Source organism: Rahnella sp. 1L-D-7-B-C2 (assembly GCF_057290995.1).
On sequence record NZ_JBXAVQ010000001.1, the window covers coordinates 472749 to 489351 of the forward strand.

The window sequence follows — 16603 nt, forward strand, 5'->3', positions numbered from 1 at the left end:
AAACGGATTATGCACATGCCACGGATCGTCATACTCGGTGCCAGCGGATATATTGGCCAGCACCTGACTGCCCACCTGAGCCAGCACGGTTTTAAGGTCACTGCCGCCGCGCGTCGCCTTGAATGGCTGCAACAACAGAAATGGCAAAACGTCCGCTGCTGTTTTGCCGATGTCTACCAGAGTAAAACGCTGGCCGCCGCGTTCGAAGACGCAGAAGTGCTGGTGTATCTGGTTCATGCCATGACCGAAGACGACGATCTGCTGGAGAAAGAGCGGCAGGCTGCGCAGCATACCTTGCTGGCGCTGAAAGACTCGTCAATCAAACACATTGTCTATCTTGGCTCAATGCAGCCGCAAGACAGCAATTCCCCGCATTTACAGGCGCGTAAGCTGACCGGTGATTTACTGCGCATGAGCAATATTCCGGTCACCGAGTTACGTGCGGGTATTGTCATCGGCGCAGGGTCTGCCGCGTTCGAAGTGATGCGCGACATGGTCTATAACCTGCCGGTGTTGACGCCGCCACGCTGGGTACGCTCCAAATCCTCGCCGCTGGCGCTGGAGAATCTGCTGGTCTATCTGCGCGGTCTGGTGACCTTGCCCGCCAACGAAAACCGTATACTAGAAGCCGCCGGGCCAGAGTACATCAGCTATCAGACGCTGTTTGAACGCTTTATTGCCATGAGTGGAAAACGTCGCTGGCTGATCCCCATTCCGATGCCGACGTCATTTGTTTCCGTCTATTTTCTCAGCCTGATCACCTCAGTACCGACGCCGCTCGCCAAAGCGCTGATTCAGGGGCTAAACCACGATCTCCCTGCAGACAGCGCAGAGTTACAATCGCTTATCCCGCAGGAACTTATCTCTGTTGATGAGGCCATCCGCAGCACGCTGGAAAAAGAAGAGCATCAGGTGATGGATTCACCGGACTGGGGATACGATGCCGACGCTCGTGAACGGTGGCGTCCGGGCTACGGCTTTTACCCCAAGCAGGCCGGATTTACGCTGGAAACCTCGGCCTCGAAAGCGGCATTATGGCAGGTGGTGCAACAACTGGGCGGGCGCGAAGGCTATTTCTATGCCAACGGCTTATGGAAAACGCGGGCGCGTATGGATGATTTACTCGGCGGCGGCGTAAAGTATGGCCGCCCCGACCGCGAATTTCTGAAATTAGGTGATAAAATTGATGGCTGGAAAGTCATCGGCCTGAAACCCCAGCGCGAACTGGCACTGCTCTTCGGGATGAAAGCGCCGGGACTCGGGCGTTTAACCTTCACCATCACCGACAATGGCGAAAGCCGCAGTCTTGATGTGCGCGCCTGGTGGCATCCGGCGGGGTTCCGCGGCCTGCTCTACTGGTTTAGTATGATGCCCGCTCATCAGTTTATTTTTCGTGGGATGGCGAAGCGCATTGCCAGCCTGGCGCGACAGAAAGATCGCTGCGGGCGTTGAAGGGTTATTTAACGCGCTTTCAGACATTACTCACGCCCTTTCCCATTGCAAGCCGCACAAATTCACGAAAGAATGGCACCCTTATTGCTCATGGGTGCATTCCCCCCGAAGCGAACAACAATTTTTCTTTGTTTATGAAGGCATTGGCCTGTTTATGAGAGTTTTGGTTACCGGCGCCAGCAGCGGTCTTGGGCGTAACGCGGTTGAGTTTCTGCGAAATAAAGGCATCAGCGTCAGAGCGACGGGTCGCAATGCCGCGATGGGTTCACTTTTGCAGAAAATCGGCGCGGAGTTTATTCACGCCGATCTCACCACGTTGGTCTCATCGCAGGCCAAAGCCCTGCTCGCGGATATCGACACCGTCTGGCATTGTTCAGGGCTGATGTCGCCGTGGGGCAGTGAAAAGGAATTTGAACTGGCTAATGTCCGCGCCACGCGGCGTCTGGGAGAATGGTCGGCGGCCTACGGCGTCGAAAACTTCGTCCATATCTCGTCACCGGCGATCTATTTCGATTTCCATCATCACCGCGATATTCAGGAAGACTTCCGCCCTCACCGCTTTGCGAATTCCTTTGCCCGCAGTAAAGCTGCCGGCGAACAGGTGATCCATACGCTGGCGATGTCTAATCCGCAAACCCATTTCACCATTTTGCGTCCGCAGGGGATTTTCGGCCCGCACGACAACGTGCTGCTGCCGCGTCTGCTGCAAATGTTGAAATACGGCGGCACACTGATGCTGCCGCGCGGCGGTGAAGCGCTGGTGGACATGACCTATGTTGAGAACGCCGTTCACGCCATGTGGCTGGCGACGCAGACTGACACCACCGAGTCAGGCCGCGCCTTCAACATCACCAATCAGCAACCGCGACCGCTGCGTACTATGGTGCAGCAGCTGATGGAGCAGTTGGACATCAAATACCGCATCCGCTCGGTGCCTTATCCGGTGCTGGACGTGATGGCCCGCGGAATGGAGAGGATGAGTAAAAGCTCGCACAAAGAGCCGGTGCTGACCCACTACAGCGTGGCGAAGCTCAATTTCGACCTGACGCTCGATACGCAGCGTGCGCAGAAAGAACTGGGCTATCTGCCGGTGATTTCGCTCGATCAGGGGATTATCCGCACCGCGGACTGGCTGCGCGATCACGGTAAACTTCAGGGCCTGCACGGTATCGGCCCGAAACGCGACTGACCGCGAGGGCCAGCCGGTTTAACTCCTACTGTCCGGAAACTGCTGCAACAGCGCCTGCACAATTGCTTCGGTCTGTGCATCGGCATTCCCGCGGTAATCACTCTGCCTGAAATGCATCTGGAACGCCGCGATCACCCGGCGTTGCTGCTCCGGCGTCATGTCATCCGTTACCGTATAACCGTACTCTTTCAGTAAAGCCAGAAGCGGTGCCTGACTCACCGGCTGTAGCGGGCTGCGCCCTGCCAGATTCGCCTGGACACGCGCGGCGTCCGGCCATGCGCCGATGCCCCGCTCTGCCAGTTGCTGCCACGGGAACAGCGGCCCAGGATCGTCTTTGCGCTGCGGCGCGACGTCGCTGTGGCCAATCACGTTACGCGGTTCAATTTGATATCGCGCCACAATTTCTTTACTGAGATCCGCCAGCAGGTCAATCTGCGCCTGCGGGAACGGATAGAATTTCTTGCCCAGCAGATGCACGCTGTAGCCTTTATTTTCCAGTTCGATGCCGACGGACGTGTCGTTCAGATTGGTCCGTCCGCGCCAGCCGCTGGCCCCTGCGTGCCATGCGCGCATCTCCTCCGGCACCAGTTGCCAGGCCACCGGTTTGCCCTGTTCGAGCGGCGGTTTGGCCGGGATCAGGTAATGTGCGCTGACGTGTTCATCAGTGAGAGTATTTAATGCATTGTGGAAATCTTCGGCGGTGTAATGGATGACCAGAAAGCGGATCCGCTGATCTGCGCCCTGCGCCTGCCGGGTGGTTTCCAGCCGAAATGGCGCGTTTTCCGCAGGCTGGCTGACGGCCTGACATCCGGCCAGCATCAGCAACAGCGCCGCACACGCGCCAGTTTTCAGGCCACGGCACCTCATTTGCGATGCACAATCACTGCGGTACCGGAAATGCTGACCATCAGCATACTGGCGTTTTTGCCAACGGTTTCGTAATCAATATCTACGCCCACCACCGCATTGGCACCGCGTTCTTTGGCCTGTTCTTCCAGCTCGCTGAACGCAATCTCACGGGCTTTTCGCAACTCTTTCTCATAAGCGCCCGAGCGTCCGCCGACGATATCGCGCACACCGGCGAAAAAGTCGCGGAAAATATTGGCACCTAAAATGGCCTCGCCGGTGACCACGCCGCAGTATTCAGCGATGACAAAACCTTCGAGCGTGGGGGTCGTCGTAATTTGCATGAGTATTCCTTATCAGTTCTCGTCCGGGTTCTTTGAAAAGCACCTGAACAGCATAAAGTATGCGCAGGCAAAAAACGTATCATTTTCTCTTCGCCATGCATTAAGCCAAATCGCTTTTATACTGTATGGTAAAGAAAGTCATGGTGAAAACGTTCAATCTTTCAGTAAGGAATACAATGAAAAAGAAAATTCTTGCCGCCGCCCTCCCTTTGGCATTGATGCTCAGTGCCTGTACCACGGTCGAACCTGCGTATAAAGATATCGGCAGCCGCACGGCACCGTGCATTGATGGCGGCCCGGACACGGTTGCCCAGCAGTTTTTTGACTTCCGCATCAAACAAGGCGGCAGCGGTTTACCGAACTCCAGCCAGCTCGCCGCATATCGCCCTTATCTGAGCACCGGTTTGTATGACGCATTGTTGAAAGCGCAATCCCAGCCGAAAGTCGATATCGCCGCGTCTCCGAACGAGAAAGCCGGCGTCGGCTCCGGCGATGGTGACGTGTTCTCCAGCCTGTTTGACGGCCCGACGTCTGCGTCTGTCGACAGCGCCTCGACCATTCCCAACACCGATGCCCGTAATATTCCTCTGCGTGTGACCTTCACACATGAGAAAGATAAAGGCGCGTCCACAACGTGGAAAGATGAAGTGCTGATGGTTCGTGAAGGCAAATGCTGGACCGTGGATGACGTCCGTTATATGGCAGATCTCGATTTTGCCTCAAGCGGAACGTTGCGCCAGGTTTTGGAAAATCAGTAACCGGTTTGTTTCCTGAAAAAAACCTAAAAAAGCGTATGCATAATGTTGGTTAATGATGAATAACGTCATTGACCAACATCTGCGTCACAGTGATGCAACAATATCTTGTGCTACACTTTGGCATTCCTGCGGCGACAGATAATTTTTAACCCGCGATCGTTGCATAACTATGCTGTGGAAGTTACCATCTGCGGCATCAATGGCTATTCACTATTTGCGCATGAGTATTCAACTTAATAGCATCAACTGCTTCTACGGCGTGCATCAGGCGCTTTTTGACATCCAGCTCAACTGCCCCGCTGGTGAAACTCTGGTTTTACTTGGGCCAAGTGGTGCAGGCAAAAGCTCCCTGTTACGTGTTCTGAACCTGCTGGAAATGCCGCGTTCAGGCACATTGCAAATCGCCGGTAACACCTTCGATTTCACCCGCAAGCCGGATGAAAAAGCGGTCCGCGAACTGCGTCAGAACGTCGGAATGGTCTTCCAGCAATACAACCTGTGGCCACACCGCACCGTGCTCGACAACTTACTGGAAGCCCCGATGCGTGTATTGGGTCTGACAAAAGATGTCGCGATGGAGCGTGCCAAAAAATTGCTGACCCGTCTGCGACTGACCGACTACGCCGACCGTTTTCCTCTGCACCTTTCCGGTGGCCAGCAACAACGTGTGGCGATTGCCCGCGCCCTGATGATGGAACCTCAGGTCTTGCTGTTTGATGAACCGACTGCCGCGCTGGATCCGGAAATTACCGCCCAAATCGTCAGCATCATCAAAGAACTGGCCGGTACCGGGATCACACAAGTTATCGTGACCCACGAAGTGGAAGTGGCGCGTAAAACCGCCAGCCGCGTGGTGTACATGGAAAATGGACGCATCGTGGAGCAAGGCGACGCCTCAGTGTTTACGCAGCCGCAAACCAAAGAGTTTGCCAGCTACCTGTCCCATTAATGTTTTTGTCTATAAAACCATCAATTGATGTTTTCTACGGAGTTAGCGATGAAAAAATTAGTAATTGCCGCGGTTCTGGCTACCGTCAGTTTGTCAGCCAGCGCTGCTGACACTATCCGTTTCGCGATGGAAGCGTCTTATCCTCCGTTTGAGTTTGTAGATTCCCAGAACCAGATCCAGGGTTTTGACGTCGACCTGGCCAACGCCATGTGTAAAGAGATGCAGGCCACCTGTACCTTCACTAACCAGGCGTTCGACAGCCTGATCCCAAGCCTGAAATTCCGTCGTTTTGACGCGGTGATCTCCGGGATGGACATCACCCCTGAGCGCGAAAAACAAGTCGCCTTCACCAATGCGTATTACGACAACTCTGCGCTGTTCATCGCGCACTCCGGCACATTCACTGACGTCGCGTCGCTGAAAGGTAAACGTGTGGGGATGCAAAACGGCACCACCCATCAGAAATACCTGATGGATAAACATCCCGAAATCACTGCTGTGCCTTATGACAGCTATCAAAATGCCGTATTGGATCTGAAAAATGGTCGTCTGGATGCCGTATTTGGTGATACCGCTGTGGTCAACGAATGGCTGAAGCAAAATAAAAACCTTGCCGCCGTGGGTGACAAAATCACCGACCCGACCTATTTCGGTACCGGTCTGGGCGTTGCGGTTCGTCAGAACAATACTGAATTGCTGACGAAACTGAATGATGCACTGGCGAAAGTAAAAGCTGACGGCACTTACAAGACGCTGTATTCAAAATGGTTCCAGCAATAAGTTTGCCTATCAATGAATGAATTCCAACCTTTAGTAAGCGCCGCCGGGATGACCGTCGGCCTTGCCGTTTGTGCGCTGATCCTCGGCCTTGTTCTGGCGATGATTTTCGCTGTCTGGGAATCTGCGCCGTGGAAGCCACTTAGCTGGCTGGGCACCGCGTGGGTTACCGTGCTGCGCGGCTTGCCGGAAATTCTGGTGGTGCTGTTCATCTATTTCGGTTCCTCACAACTGCTGATGGTGCTGGCCGATGGCTTTAGCATCAACCTCGGGCTGTTCGCCATCCCGGTCAAGTTGCCTATCGAAAACTTCGAAGTCAGCCCGTTCGTCTGTGGTGTGATCGCCCTGTCCCTGCTCTATTCCGCCTATGCCTCGCAGACCCTGCGCGGCGCGCTGAAAGCCGTACCGCAGGGCCAGTGGGAATCCGGTCAGGTGTTAGGGATGAAGAAGGCGGCGATTTTCTTCCGTCTGATCATGCCGCAAATGTGGCGTCACGCGCTGCCGGGCCTGAGCAATCAATGGCTGGTGCTGCTCAAAGACACCGCGCTGGTCTCGCTTATCAGCGTGAACGACCTGATGTTGCAAACCAAAAGTATCGCGACCCGTACTCAGGAGCCATTTACCTGGTACGTGATTGCCGCCTGCATTTATCTGCTTGTCACCCTGTTCAGCCAGTTCGTGATCAAACGAATCGAACTGCGTACCACCCGCTTTGAACGGAGTGCTTCCTGATGTGGGAATATTTACCTGAAGTCCTGAAAGGATTGCACACCAGCCTGATGCTGACCGTGGTCGCACTGGTTGTGGCACTGGTGCTGGCAATGCTGTTCACCGTGATCCTGACGTTGAAACTGCCGGTCATCAGCCAGATCGTGAAAGGCTATATCACGCTGTTCACCGGTACACCGCTGCTGGTGCAAATCTTTCTGATTTACTACGGTCCGGGGCAATTTCCGTCGATCCGGGAGATCCCGTGGTTATGGGAAGTCCTTTCGCAACCGTGGCTGTGCGCGATGTTTGCGCTGGCGCTGAACAGTGCGGCGTACACCACGCAGCTGTTTACCGGCGCGGTGCGGGCGATCCCGTCCGGCCAGTGGCAGTCATGCGAAGCGCTGGGCATGTCAAAAGCGCAAACGCTGCGTATTCTGCTGCCCTATGCGTTTAAACGTGCACTCTCCTCCTATTCTAATGAAGTGGTGCTGGTCTTCAAAAGTACCTCGCTCGCTTACACCATTACCCTGATGGACGTGATGGGTCACAGCCAGCTGATGTATGGCCGGACCTATGACGTGATGGTGTTTGGGGCCGCCGGTCTGGTGTATCTGTGCGTCAACGGTTTACTGACACTGATGATGCGCCTGATAGAGCGACGTGCGCTGGCGTTTGAACGCCGTAACTGATTGCTCAGGTTGCATACATCACACAGGAAGGGACGAGAAATCGTCCCTTTTTTTCTGTCTCCGGCAGGCGTGCTTATTCTCTTTTATAATTTTTTAATCAAATTTATTGCATACAAATTCATTTAATGGCACTTTGTTTTACAGGTCTCACTTCCTGCCAGTTACCCGATTACATTAATAAAATCAGTAAACTGAACCGCGAAGGGAATGTCATTTTTTGAACAGGAATGTATTGCATGAAAAAGCTTATCCTTGCTGCTGTTTTATCTGCTACTGCTTTCGCTGCTACTGCGGCAGACACCATCCGTTTCGGAACATCCGCAACCTATCCCCCTTTCGAGTCGATGGATGCCAATAACCAGATCGTCGGGTTCGATATCGATCTGGCCAACGCGGTGTGTAAGCAGATGCAGGAAACCTGTACCTTCACCAACCAGCCTTTCGATGGCCTGATCCCGGCGCTGAAATTTCGCCGTTTTGACGTGATCATTTCCGGCATGGACATCACTGAAGAGCGCAGCAAACAGGTCACTTTCACCCAGCCGTACTATGCCAATACCGCGATGATCATCGGGCCGAAAGGCAAGTTTTCATCAATGGCTGACCTGAAAGGCAAACGCGTCGGGCTGGAAAATGGCACCACGCACCAGAAATACCTGATGGAAAAATATCCTGAGATCACCACCGTCGGATATGACAGCTATCAGAATGCGATTCTGGATCTGAAAAGTGGTCGTCTGGACGGCCTGTTGGGTGACACTGCAGTGCTGAATGGCTGGCTGAAATCCAACCCGAATCTGGGCGAAGTCGGAGAGCTGATTAAAGATCCGCAATACTTTGGTACCGGCGTGGGTATGGCAGTGCGTCCTGAGAATAAAGAACTGCTGGCGAAGCTTAATGCGGCGCTGGAAGGGATCAAAGCCAACGGCGAATATCAGAAGATCAATGATAAGTGGTTCCCTGCGCATTAATTCCTGTTACACCCTTCTGAAAGCCGCCTGCCAGGGCGGCTTTCTGCGTAACATCTCTCAAATTTGCAACGCCGATGCATGCATTTCATTAAAATAGTGACATTCGTCACACTTAGTTCATGGAATGACTTCTACACTGTTAAACCGTAACTATTTCGAGATCGAATGTTTATGCACGCACGTTTTCACACCGCCTTTGCGGCACTCCCTGAAAATCTGTCCTCCGCCCTTGAGCCGTTTCTGCGACACGATGACTTCCCGGCAATGCTCACTGCGGCAGACGTTGCGCAAGTAAAACAGGCGACCGGACTCAACGACGATGCGCTGGCGTTTGCGCTGTTGCCTCTCGCTGCGGCCTGCTCCGTCACCCCGATTTCACATTTCCACGTTGGCGCGATTGCCCGCGGAACCTCCGGCAACCTGTATTTCGGTGCCAATATGGAGTTCGCCGGTGCGCCGATGCAACAGACCGTTCACGCTGAACAGTCCGCCGTGACGCACGCCTGGCTGCGGGGTGAAAACCGTCTGGCTTCCATCACGGTCAACTACACCCCTTGCGGTCATTGCCGTCAGTTTATGAATGAACTGACCAGCGGCACGGCACTGGATATTCACCTGCCGGATCGCGACGTCGCCACGCTGGGTGATTACCTGCCGCACTCTTTTGGCCCTAAAGATCTGGACATCACCACCCTGCTGATGGACAAGGTCGATCACGGCTATCAGCTCGATAACGCCGATACTCTGACGTTGCTGGCGCTGGATGCCTGCAATCAAAGCCACGCGCCATACAGCAAGTCTTACAGCGGTGTCGCGCTGGAAACGCACAGCGGTAAGCAGTTCGCCGGGCGCTATGCCGAAAACGCCGCGTTCAACCCGAGCCTGCCACCGCTTCAGGCGGCACTGATCCTGCTGAACATGTCCGGTGAAGATTGCCTGAAAGTGCGCCGCGCGGTGCTGGTCGAGAATTCCGGCGCGCTGCTCACACAAAACGACGCTACCCGCGCCACGCTAAAAGCCATTGGCTGCGAAGAAGTGAAAACAGTGACCTGCTGAATCACCGCAGTGAAGTGATCCAGATAACACTAAAGACTCCGTTCGCGGAGTTTTTAGTTACATAACATTGTCATTACATTTGTAATTTGAATTCGTCTTTTCCTCTCTGTTACCCTCATGTCTCTAAAAAATAAAAAACACCATTCTGAGCCCCCGGAAGAGTAAAATCATGGAACTTGAATACGAAAGCAAACGTCCGCTGTATATCCCGCATGCCGGCCCTATCCTGCTAGAATTCCCATTACTGAATAAAGGCAGCGCGTTCACCGAAGAAGAGCGCAACAATTTCAACCTTCACGGCCTGCTGCCAGAAGCGGTTGAAACCATTGAAGAACAGGCCGACCGCGCCTATCGCCAGTTCCAGAATTTCAAAACCGACATCGACAAGCACATCTATCTGCGCAACATTCAGGATACCAACGAAACGCTGTTTTACCGTCTGCTGGACAGTCACCTGAGCGAAATGATGCCGGTGATTTACACCCCGACCGTCGGCGAAGCCTGCGAGCATTTCTCCGATATCTACCGCCGTGCCCGTGGCCTGTTCATCTCCTACCCGAACCGCGCGCACATTGACGATATGTTGCAAAACGCCACCAAACAACACGTGAAAGTGGTGGTGGTGACCGACGGCGAGCGCATTTTGGGCCTCGGCGATCAGGGCATCGGCGGCATGGGCATTCCTATCGGTAAGCTCTCGCTGTATACCGCCTGTGGCGGCATCAGCCCGGCGTACACCCTGCCGGTCGTGCTCGATGCGGGTACCAATAACCCGCAACTGCTTAATGACCCGCTGTACATGGGCTGGCGTCATCCGCGCATTACCGGCGAAGAGTACGACGCATTCGTCGATGAGTTCATCCAGGCAGTGAAAATTCGCTGGCCGAACGTGCTGTTGCAGTTCGAAGATTTTGCGCAGAAAAATGCGATGCCGCTCCTCACCCGCTACCGCGATGAGCTGTGCTGCTTCAACGATGACATTCAGGGCACCGCGTCCGTGGCGCTGGGCAGCCTGATTGCCGCCAGCAAAGCCGCCGGTGGCAAGCTGAGCGATCAGACTGTCGCATTCCTGGGTGCCGGTTCCGCAGGTTGCGGTATCGCTGAGCAAATCGTCGCACAGATGAAATCCGAAGGTCTGAGCGAAGAAGAAGCGCGCGGACGCGTCTTCATGGTTGACCGCTTCGGCCTGCTGACCGACAAACTGCCGAACCTGCTGGATTTCCAGAGCAAGCTGACGCAAAAAAGCAGCGAACTGGCTCACTGGGATCTGGCAAACGACAGCATTTCTCTGCTGGACGTGGTGCGTCACGCCAAACCTACCGTGCTTATCGGCGTATCAGGCCAGCCGGGGCTGTTCACTGAAGAGATCATCCGCGAGATGCACAAGCACTGTGCGCGTCCGGTGGTGATGCCGCTGAGCAACCCGACTTCCCGCGTCGAAGCCACACCTGCGGATATTCTGAACTGGACCGACGGCGCCGCGCTGGTCGCCACCGGCAGCCCGTTCGCGCCGGTCAGCCTTAAAGGCAAGCTGTACCCTATCGCACAGTGTAATAACTCCTTCATCTTCCCGGGGATCGGCTTGGGCGTGATTGCCTCCGGCGCCACGCGCGTCACCGACGGAATGCTGATGGCCGCCAGCCGCACGCTGGCAGAATGTTCGCCGCTGGCAACCGAAGGTACCGGCTCATTGCTGCCGGACGTCGATGATATTCAGGGTGTGTCAAAATGCATCGCGATGGAAGTCGCCAAAGCGGCGCAGTTGCAGGGTGTGGCGATGGTGACGTCGGAAGATACGCTGTCGAAAGCTATCGAACGCAACTTCTGGGCACCGCAGTACCGGACGTATAAACGTACGTCATTCTGATATAAAGAAAGACTGGCTACCATCGGGACCAATGCCTCGCGCATTGGTCTTTTTTTGCGCAAATTGCGGCCCGCTACGCATTCAGGTAAGTAATTTCATGAAAAGTGCTGAAAAAACCCGCGAAGGCCGGTGATGCAGAGTTCAACGTATTGCGTCACCCTGGCAGGTAAAGTAGCCTTGGATCCGATTTCCATCCGATCATAAACAGGGATACCTATGATTAAGCGAATTATAGCTGGCGTTATCGGCATCGTTATTCTGATGCTGGCAGTCGCTATTGGGCTTGATCGTTGGATCAGTTTGCGCACGCAGCCATATATCTACGACGAAGTACAATCGTTGCCACATCGTCAGGTCGGCGTGGTGCTGGGCACCTCAAAATATTACCGCACCGGCGTCATCAATCAGTATTACCTCTACCGGATCCAGGGCGCGATCAACGCCTACAACAGCGGTAAAGTGAAGTATTTACTGTTGAGCGGCGACAACGCGCAGCAAAGTTACAATGAACCAAGCACCATGCGACGCGACCTTATCGCAGCCGGTATCCCTTCCAGCGATATCGTGCTCGACTACGCCGGTTTCCGCACCCTCGATTCCATCGTGCGCACCCGCAAGGTTTTCGACACCAACGATTTCATCATCATCACCCAGCGTTTCCACTGTGAGCGCGCGCTGTTTATTGCGCTACATATGGGGATTCAGGCGCAATGTTTCGCCGTGCCATCGCCAAAAAACATGCTCAGCGTCCGCAGTCGTGAAATCTTCGCCCGCCTCGGTGCACTGACGGATCTCTATTTGCTCAAACGCGAACCGCGCTTCTTAGGCCCGCTGATCCCGATCCCGGCCATCCACAACGTTCCCGATGATGCGCAGGGCTACCCTGCCGTCACCCCGGAGCAGGTTCTGGCGTTACAACAGCAACTGGAAGCCGAGAAGAAAGCCGCAGAAGCCAAAGCGGCGGCTGAGAAAGCCGCAGCAGACAAAGCCGCTGCCGATAAAGCTGCAGCTGATGAAGCCGCCAGAGTGAAGGCAGAACAGGAAGCCAATGACGCGGCGCAGGATGAAACGGAAGATGTGGAACCGACGGCAAAACCGGAGCCAGTTAAACCCGTGGGCAGAAATCCGTTTCAGCAGTAATCGCATCTTTCAGCAAAACTAAAAAGGGCGCATATGCGCCCTTCATGTTTCCCGCCAAAAACTTATTTCTTCTTAGCGTATTTCAAGGAGTCCAGCGCCACCGCGAAGATGATGATGCTGCCCTTGATGATGTACTGCCAGTAGGGGTTAACGCCGATGTAGGTCAGGCCGTAGTTGATGACGGTAAAGATAAGTACACCGGTCACCACACCTGCCACAGAGCCCACACCACCGGCGAAGGACACGCCGCCGACCACACAGGCTGCGATAGCATCTAACTCATACATAAAGCCGAGGTTGTTGGTCGCACTGCCGATACGCCCTGCTTCCAGTAATCCACCAAATGCATAGAACACACCGGACAACGCATAAATCATGATCAGGTTTAACGGGACGTTCACACCTGAAACTTTCGCGGCTTCAGGGTTACCGCCGATGGCGAAAATGTTTTTACCGAAGCGGGTTTTATTCCACAACACCCAGACGAAGGCGATAGCAATCACGGCGTAGAAGGTGATGTAGGAAAGCTTCAGGCCGCCCAGGTGAATAAAGCCCTGTGCAAACTGTGAGAAGCCCGGATCAAAACCGGCAACCGGCGATGAACCCACATAGTCGTAATACAGGGAGTTAATCCCGTAAACGATAATCATCGTACCCAGCGTGGTAATAAACGGGGTGACGTTCAGATAGGCGATAATAATACCGTTAAGCAAACCAATCAGCGCGCCAACGATACACACGGTCAGAATGACCAGCGGGATCGGCACCACTTCAAGATTCGGGAACACCTTGTTCACGTTATCCATCGCCTGCAGCATGGTCGCTGCAACAACCGCGGCCAGACCGACCTGACGCCCGGCTGACAGGTCAGTACCCTGTGTCACGATCAGACCCGCGACGCCCAGTGCAATAATGACGCGCACGGAGGATTGAGTCAGAATATTACTTAAGTTGACCAGACTGAGGAAGCTGGGATCCTGGATAATAATAATCGCCAGTAATACCAGCAACACCACATAAATCCCGCCCTCTTTTAAATAAGTGAGCACACTTTTCTTATTTAATGCTTTCATAATAAGAACCCTTAAAAATTAGAGATGCAAGGAAGCCAGGCGTAAAATTTCGTTCTGCGAGGTATTTTTGGTGTCAACAATACCCGCAACCTGTCCATTACTCATAACCAATATTCTGTCAGTAATACCCAGCAACTCTGGCATTTCAGAGGAGATAATAATGATCCCCTTTTCTCTTTTCGCCAACTCGGTGATTAACTGGTAAATTTCAAATTTCGCCCCAACGTCAATCCCACGCGTCGGTTCGTCAAGCATCAATATTTCCGGCTTGGTTAATAACCAGCGCCCGATAATGACTTTCTGCTGATTACCACCTGACAATGAACCAATACTGGTTTTATGCCCCGGCGTTTTTACCCGCATGGAGTCGATCACCCATTGGGTGTCACTTTTCATTCGGGCCGTATCGAGCAGGCCGACTTTATTTTTATATTGGCGAATATTTGAAATCAGCGAGTTAAAACCGATATCCAGATACGCATAAATACCGGTTGAACGTCGTTCTTCCGTCACCAGCGCAAAGCCGTGATTAATCGCTTCGTTCGCGCTGTGGTTATTAATTTTTTTGCCGTGCAGTTTAATGGTACCGGAGACTTTCTCGCGAATACCAAACAGCGTTTCGACAATATCGGTACGTTTCGCGCCCACCAGACCGGCAATCCCGAGAATTTCACCTTTGTGTAAATCAAAGGAGATATCGCGGATCGAAGGCTGACGCAGCGAGGTCAGATTACGCACTTCGAGGATCACTTCGCCCGGTACATTCAGACGATCCGGGAATCGCTGGCTCAGGGAACGGCCGACCATCATGGAGATAATTTTATCCATGTCGAGGCCTTCCAGCGGCTGCGTGATGATCCACTGGCCGTCGCGAAGAATAGTGATTTCATCGCACAGCTGGAAAATTTCTTCCATCTTATGAGAGATATACACAATGCCGCAGCCACGGTCTTTCAGCTTACGGATGATGGTGAACAGGTGGTTCACCTCTTTTTCCGTCAGCGAGGAAGTGGGTTCGTCCATGATGACGATTTTTGCATTGTAAGAAAACGCCTTGGCGATTTCGATCATCTGCATCTGCGAAACCGACAACTTACCGACCTTATCACGCGGGTCGATATCAATGTCCAGTTCGTCAAAAATCGCTTTGGTGTCTTTGTACATTTTGTCCTGATCGACAAAAATGCCTTTCGTCGGGTAACGTCCCAGCCACATGTTGTCCATGACGGTACGTTGTAATACCAGGTTTAATTCCTGATGCACCATCGACACGCCCCTTTCGAGCGCTTCTTTCGAACTTTTAAAATTAACTTCCTGTCCCTGAAAAAGAATCGTACCGGAGTCTTTACTGTATATCCCGAAAAGGCATTTTAATAATGTGGATTTACCGGCACCATTCTCACCCATCAGGGCATGAATAGAGCTAGGGCGTACTTTTAAATTCACATTATCCAACGCCCTGACTCCAGGAAATGATTTGTTGATACCACTCATTTCCAGCAGGAATTCGTCCGGCTTTTGTGTTGTGTCAGATAACGAATTATCGGCCATAGTTGTACCTGGCTAAAGATAAAAATAAACGGGTGTATTAATACCTGATGTCAGCCCTGCCAGCGGTCATTACTCTCACCACTGGCAGGGCGACATGACGTCCTGTCAGATAAGCATTAACGTTAGGTCATACTTAGTCTTTTTTTACGGCTTAACCGCAATTATTTATGCCACTGCTTAGCTTTGTTTTTCTATTGCTGTCGCTCTTTGCTGCTTTTTTCGTTTTCTTATTTCACGAATGAAGACAGATTGTCTTTATCAACCGCGACGTAAGGAATACGAACGACTTTATTATCCAGTTTCCAGTTGGTGCCTTCTGCAGCTGGTTTACCGGCTGCCAGATTTCTTGCCAGATCAAAGGTCGCTTTCGCCTGATTGTTGGCATCGTTGAGAACGGTACCGGCCATTGCGCCAGATTTCACCAGCGCCAGCGCTTCTGCCAGGGCATCGACACCGAACACAGGGATGCTGGATTTGTTATGAGATTTCAGTGCTTCGACTGCGCCCATTGCCATCGCGTCATTGTTGGCAATAACCACTTCGATTTTGTTGGCGTTCGGGCCAGACAACCAGGCATCCATCTTGTCTTTCGCCTGTGCGGTATCCCACATAGCGGTATCAAGTTGCAGCTGGTCAGTTTTCAGGCCTTCTTTACCGTTCAGGGTACTGATGACATATTTGGTACGTGCTTCAGCATCCGGGTGGCCCGGCTCGCCTTTGATCAGAACGTACTGGATCACGCCGTCTTTGTTCAGGTCCCAGGCCGGTGTTGCTTTCCAATGTTTAGCAATCAGCTCACCCTGGATAATACCGGACTCTTTAGAGTCAGTACCGACGTAATAGGCTTTGTCGTAGCTGTCCAGATCTTTACGGGAAGGTTCTTTGTTATAGAAAACAACAGGAATGCCAGCACCGCGGGCTTTCTCAATGATGACCGGAGCCGCCGCCGGGTCAACCAGGTTGATGGCCAGAGCTTTCACACCCTTCGCCAGCATAACGTCTACCTGATCGTTCTGGGTGGACTGGCTGTTTTGTGAGTCATTCATCAGCAGCTGCACGTCCGGCGTCGCTTTCGCATCTTTTTCGATGGCTTTGCGCACTTCGGACATGAAGTTATCGTCATATTTGTAGATGGTAACGCCGATTTTAGTATCAGCAGCGTGCGCAGCAAAACCAAACATCATGCTTGCAGCCAGAGTCGCCAGGGTGAAGACCTTCTTATTCATTTGT

16 protein-coding genes are annotated in these 16603 nt (G+C 53.1%); 11 read left to right on the plus strand and 5 right to left on the minus strand.

The genetic code is table 11. The annotated features are described in order from the left end of the window. The first annotated feature begins 9 nt into the window (after positions 1-9). The gene (locus AC0Z7K_RS02075; RefSeq protein ID WP_485612561.1) at positions 10-1452 is read left to right on the plus strand and encodes a DUF2867 domain-containing protein; all 1443 of its coding nucleotides are present in this window, start codon (positions 10-12) and stop codon (positions 1450-1452) included. A gap of 154 nt (positions 1453-1606) precedes the next feature. Next, positions 1607-2641 carry an NAD-dependent epimerase/dehydratase family protein gene (locus tag AC0Z7K_RS02080; RefSeq protein ID WP_112166420.1) on the plus strand — a complete coding sequence of 345 codons (1035 nt, stop codon included), beginning with the start codon at positions 1607-1609 and terminating at the stop codon, positions 2639-2641. An 18-nt stretch (positions 2642-2659) separates the two neighbouring features. Here AC0Z7K_RS02080 and AC0Z7K_RS02085 read toward each other — a convergent pair whose 3' ends face one another. Further along, positions 2660-3508 (minus strand): N-acetylmuramoyl-L-alanine amidase, encoded by an 849-nt coding sequence (locus AC0Z7K_RS02085; RefSeq protein ID WP_413528405.1) that lies wholly within the window; start codon positions 3506-3508, stop codon positions 2660-2662. Next, positions 3505-3831, minus strand: coding sequence for a heavy metal-binding domain-containing protein (locus AC0Z7K_RS02090; protein WP_112166422.1), 327 nt, complete (start codon positions 3829-3831; stop codon positions 3505-3507). The genes AC0Z7K_RS02085 and AC0Z7K_RS02090 overlap by 4 nt, the downstream gene beginning before the upstream one ends. 176 nt (positions 3832-4007) lie before the next feature. On the opposite strand from AC0Z7K_RS02090, the gene AC0Z7K_RS02095 reads away from it, so the two are divergent. The 9 genes from AC0Z7K_RS02095 (at position 4008) to sanA (ending at position 12749) form a co-directional block, all read left to right on the plus strand. Then, positions 4008-4589, plus strand: a complete 582-nt coding sequence (locus AC0Z7K_RS02095) for a lipoprotein (RefSeq protein WP_413528404.1) — start codon at positions 4008-4010, stop codon at positions 4587-4589. 220 nt (positions 4590-4809) lie between these two features. After that, positions 4810-5538 carry an arginine ABC transporter ATP-binding protein ArtP gene (artP, locus tag AC0Z7K_RS02100; protein WP_413528477.1) on the plus strand — a complete coding sequence of 243 codons (729 nt, stop codon included), beginning with the start codon at positions 4810-4812 and terminating at the stop codon, positions 5536-5538. A 48-nt stretch (positions 5539-5586) separates the two neighbouring features. After that, positions 5587-6318, plus strand: coding sequence for an arginine ABC transporter substrate-binding protein (gene artJ / locus AC0Z7K_RS02105; protein ID WP_413528403.1), 732 nt, complete (start codon positions 5587-5589; stop codon positions 6316-6318). Positions 6319-6330: 12 nt separating this feature from the next. After that, positions 6331-7047, plus strand: coding sequence for an arginine ABC transporter permease ArtQ (gene artQ / locus AC0Z7K_RS02110; protein WP_413528402.1), 717 nt, complete (start codon positions 6331-6333; stop codon positions 7045-7047). Further along, positions 7047-7715 carry an arginine ABC transporter permease ArtM gene (artM, locus tag AC0Z7K_RS02115; RefSeq protein ID WP_485612565.1) on the plus strand — a complete coding sequence of 223 codons (669 nt, stop codon included), beginning with the start codon at positions 7047-7049 and terminating at the stop codon, positions 7713-7715. The genes artQ and artM overlap by 1 nt, the downstream gene beginning before the upstream one ends. Positions 7716-7951: 236 nt before the next feature. Beyond that, positions 7952-8686, plus strand: coding sequence for an arginine ABC transporter substrate-binding protein (locus AC0Z7K_RS02120; protein WP_485612566.1), 735 nt, complete (start codon positions 7952-7954; stop codon positions 8684-8686). 171 nt (positions 8687-8857) lie between these two features. After that, positions 8858-9742, plus strand: a complete 885-nt coding sequence (cdd, locus tag AC0Z7K_RS02125) for a cytidine deaminase (RefSeq protein WP_485612568.1) — start codon at positions 8858-8860, stop codon at positions 9740-9742. Positions 9743-9911: 169 nt separating this feature from the next. After that, on the plus strand, positions 9912-11609 hold the full coding sequence (locus tag AC0Z7K_RS02130; protein ID WP_413528399.1) for an NAD-dependent malic enzyme: 1698 nt from the start codon (positions 9912-9914) through the stop codon (positions 11607-11609). A gap of 216 nt (positions 11610-11825) precedes the next feature. Continuing rightward, a complete protein-coding gene (gene sanA / locus AC0Z7K_RS02135) occupies positions 11826-12749 on the plus strand; it encodes an outer membrane permeability protein SanA (protein WP_485612569.1) in 924 nt (307 codons plus the stop codon). A 62-nt stretch (positions 12750-12811) separates the two neighbouring features. Here sanA and mglC read toward each other — a convergent pair whose 3' ends face one another. The 3 genes from mglC to mglB form a co-directional block, all read right to left on the minus strand. Next, complete coding sequence (gene mglC / locus AC0Z7K_RS02140) at positions 12812-13822, minus strand: galactose/methyl galactoside ABC transporter permease MglC (protein ID WP_413528397.1); 1011 nt, start codon at positions 13820-13822, stop codon at positions 12812-12814. A gap of 18 nt (positions 13823-13840) precedes the next feature. Beyond that, positions 13841-15373 (minus strand): galactose/methyl galactoside ABC transporter ATP-binding protein MglA, encoded by a 1533-nt coding sequence (mglA, locus tag AC0Z7K_RS02145; protein ID WP_485612570.1) that lies wholly within the window; start codon positions 15371-15373, stop codon positions 13841-13843. A gap of 227 nt (positions 15374-15600) precedes the next feature. Continuing rightward, positions 15601-16599, minus strand: coding sequence for a galactose/glucose ABC transporter substrate-binding protein MglB (mglB, locus tag AC0Z7K_RS02150; RefSeq protein ID WP_413528395.1), 999 nt, complete (start codon positions 16597-16599; stop codon positions 15601-15603). Positions 16600-16603: the final 4 nt, after the last annotated feature.

Bases quoted from the DNA above. Each gene is read 5' to 3' on its own strand.
- AC0Z7K_RS02080 (WP_112166420.1), top strand. From the start codon at position 1,607: ATGAGAGTTTTGGTTACCGGCGCCAGCAGCGGTCTTGGGCGTAACGCG.
- AC0Z7K_RS02130 (WP_413528399.1), top strand. From the start codon at position 9,912: ATGGAACTTGAATACGAAAGCAAACGTCCGCTGTATATCCCGCATGCC.
- AC0Z7K_RS02090 (WP_112166422.1), bottom strand. From the start codon at position 3,831: ATGCAAATTACGACGACCCCCACGCTCGAAGGTTTTGTCATCGCTGAA.
- AC0Z7K_RS02120 (WP_485612566.1), top strand. From the start codon at position 7,952: ATGAAAAAGCTTATCCTTGCTGCTGTTTTATCTGCTACTGCTTTCGCT.
- sanA (WP_485612569.1), top strand. From the start codon at position 11,826: ATGATTAAGCGAATTATAGCTGGCGTTATCGGCATCGTTATTCTGATG.
- artP (WP_413528477.1), top strand. From the start codon at position 4,810: ATGAGTATTCAACTTAATAGCATCAACTGCTTCTACGGCGTGCATCAG.
- artM (WP_485612565.1), top strand. From the start codon at position 7,047: ATGTGGGAATATTTACCTGAAGTCCTGAAAGGATTGCACACCAGCCTG.
- artQ (WP_413528402.1), top strand. From the start codon at position 6,331: ATGAATGAATTCCAACCTTTAGTAAGCGCCGCCGGGATGACCGTCGGC.
- cdd (WP_485612568.1), top strand. From the start codon at position 8,858: ATGCACGCACGTTTTCACACCGCCTTTGCGGCACTCCCTGAAAATCTG.
- AC0Z7K_RS02085 (WP_413528405.1), bottom strand. From the start codon at position 3,508: ATGAGGTGCCGTGGCCTGAAAACTGGCGCGTGTGCGGCGCTGTTGCTG.
- mglA (WP_485612570.1), bottom strand. From the start codon at position 15,373: ATGGCCGATAATTCGTTATCTGACACAACACAAAAGCCGGACGAATTC.
- AC0Z7K_RS02095 (WP_413528404.1), top strand. From the start codon at position 4,008: ATGAAAAAGAAAATTCTTGCCGCCGCCCTCCCTTTGGCATTGATGCTC.
- artJ (WP_413528403.1), top strand. From the start codon at position 5,587: ATGAAAAAATTAGTAATTGCCGCGGTTCTGGCTACCGTCAGTTTGTCA.
- mglB (WP_413528395.1), bottom strand. From the start codon at position 16,599: ATGAATAAGAAGGTCTTCACCCTGGCGACTCTGGCTGCAAGCATGATG.
- AC0Z7K_RS02075 (WP_485612561.1), top strand. From the start codon at position 10: ATGCACATGCCACGGATCGTCATACTCGGTGCCAGCGGATATATTGGC.
- mglC (WP_413528397.1), bottom strand. From the start codon at position 13,822: ATGAAAGCATTAAATAAGAAAAGTGTGCTCACTTATTTAAAAGAGGGC.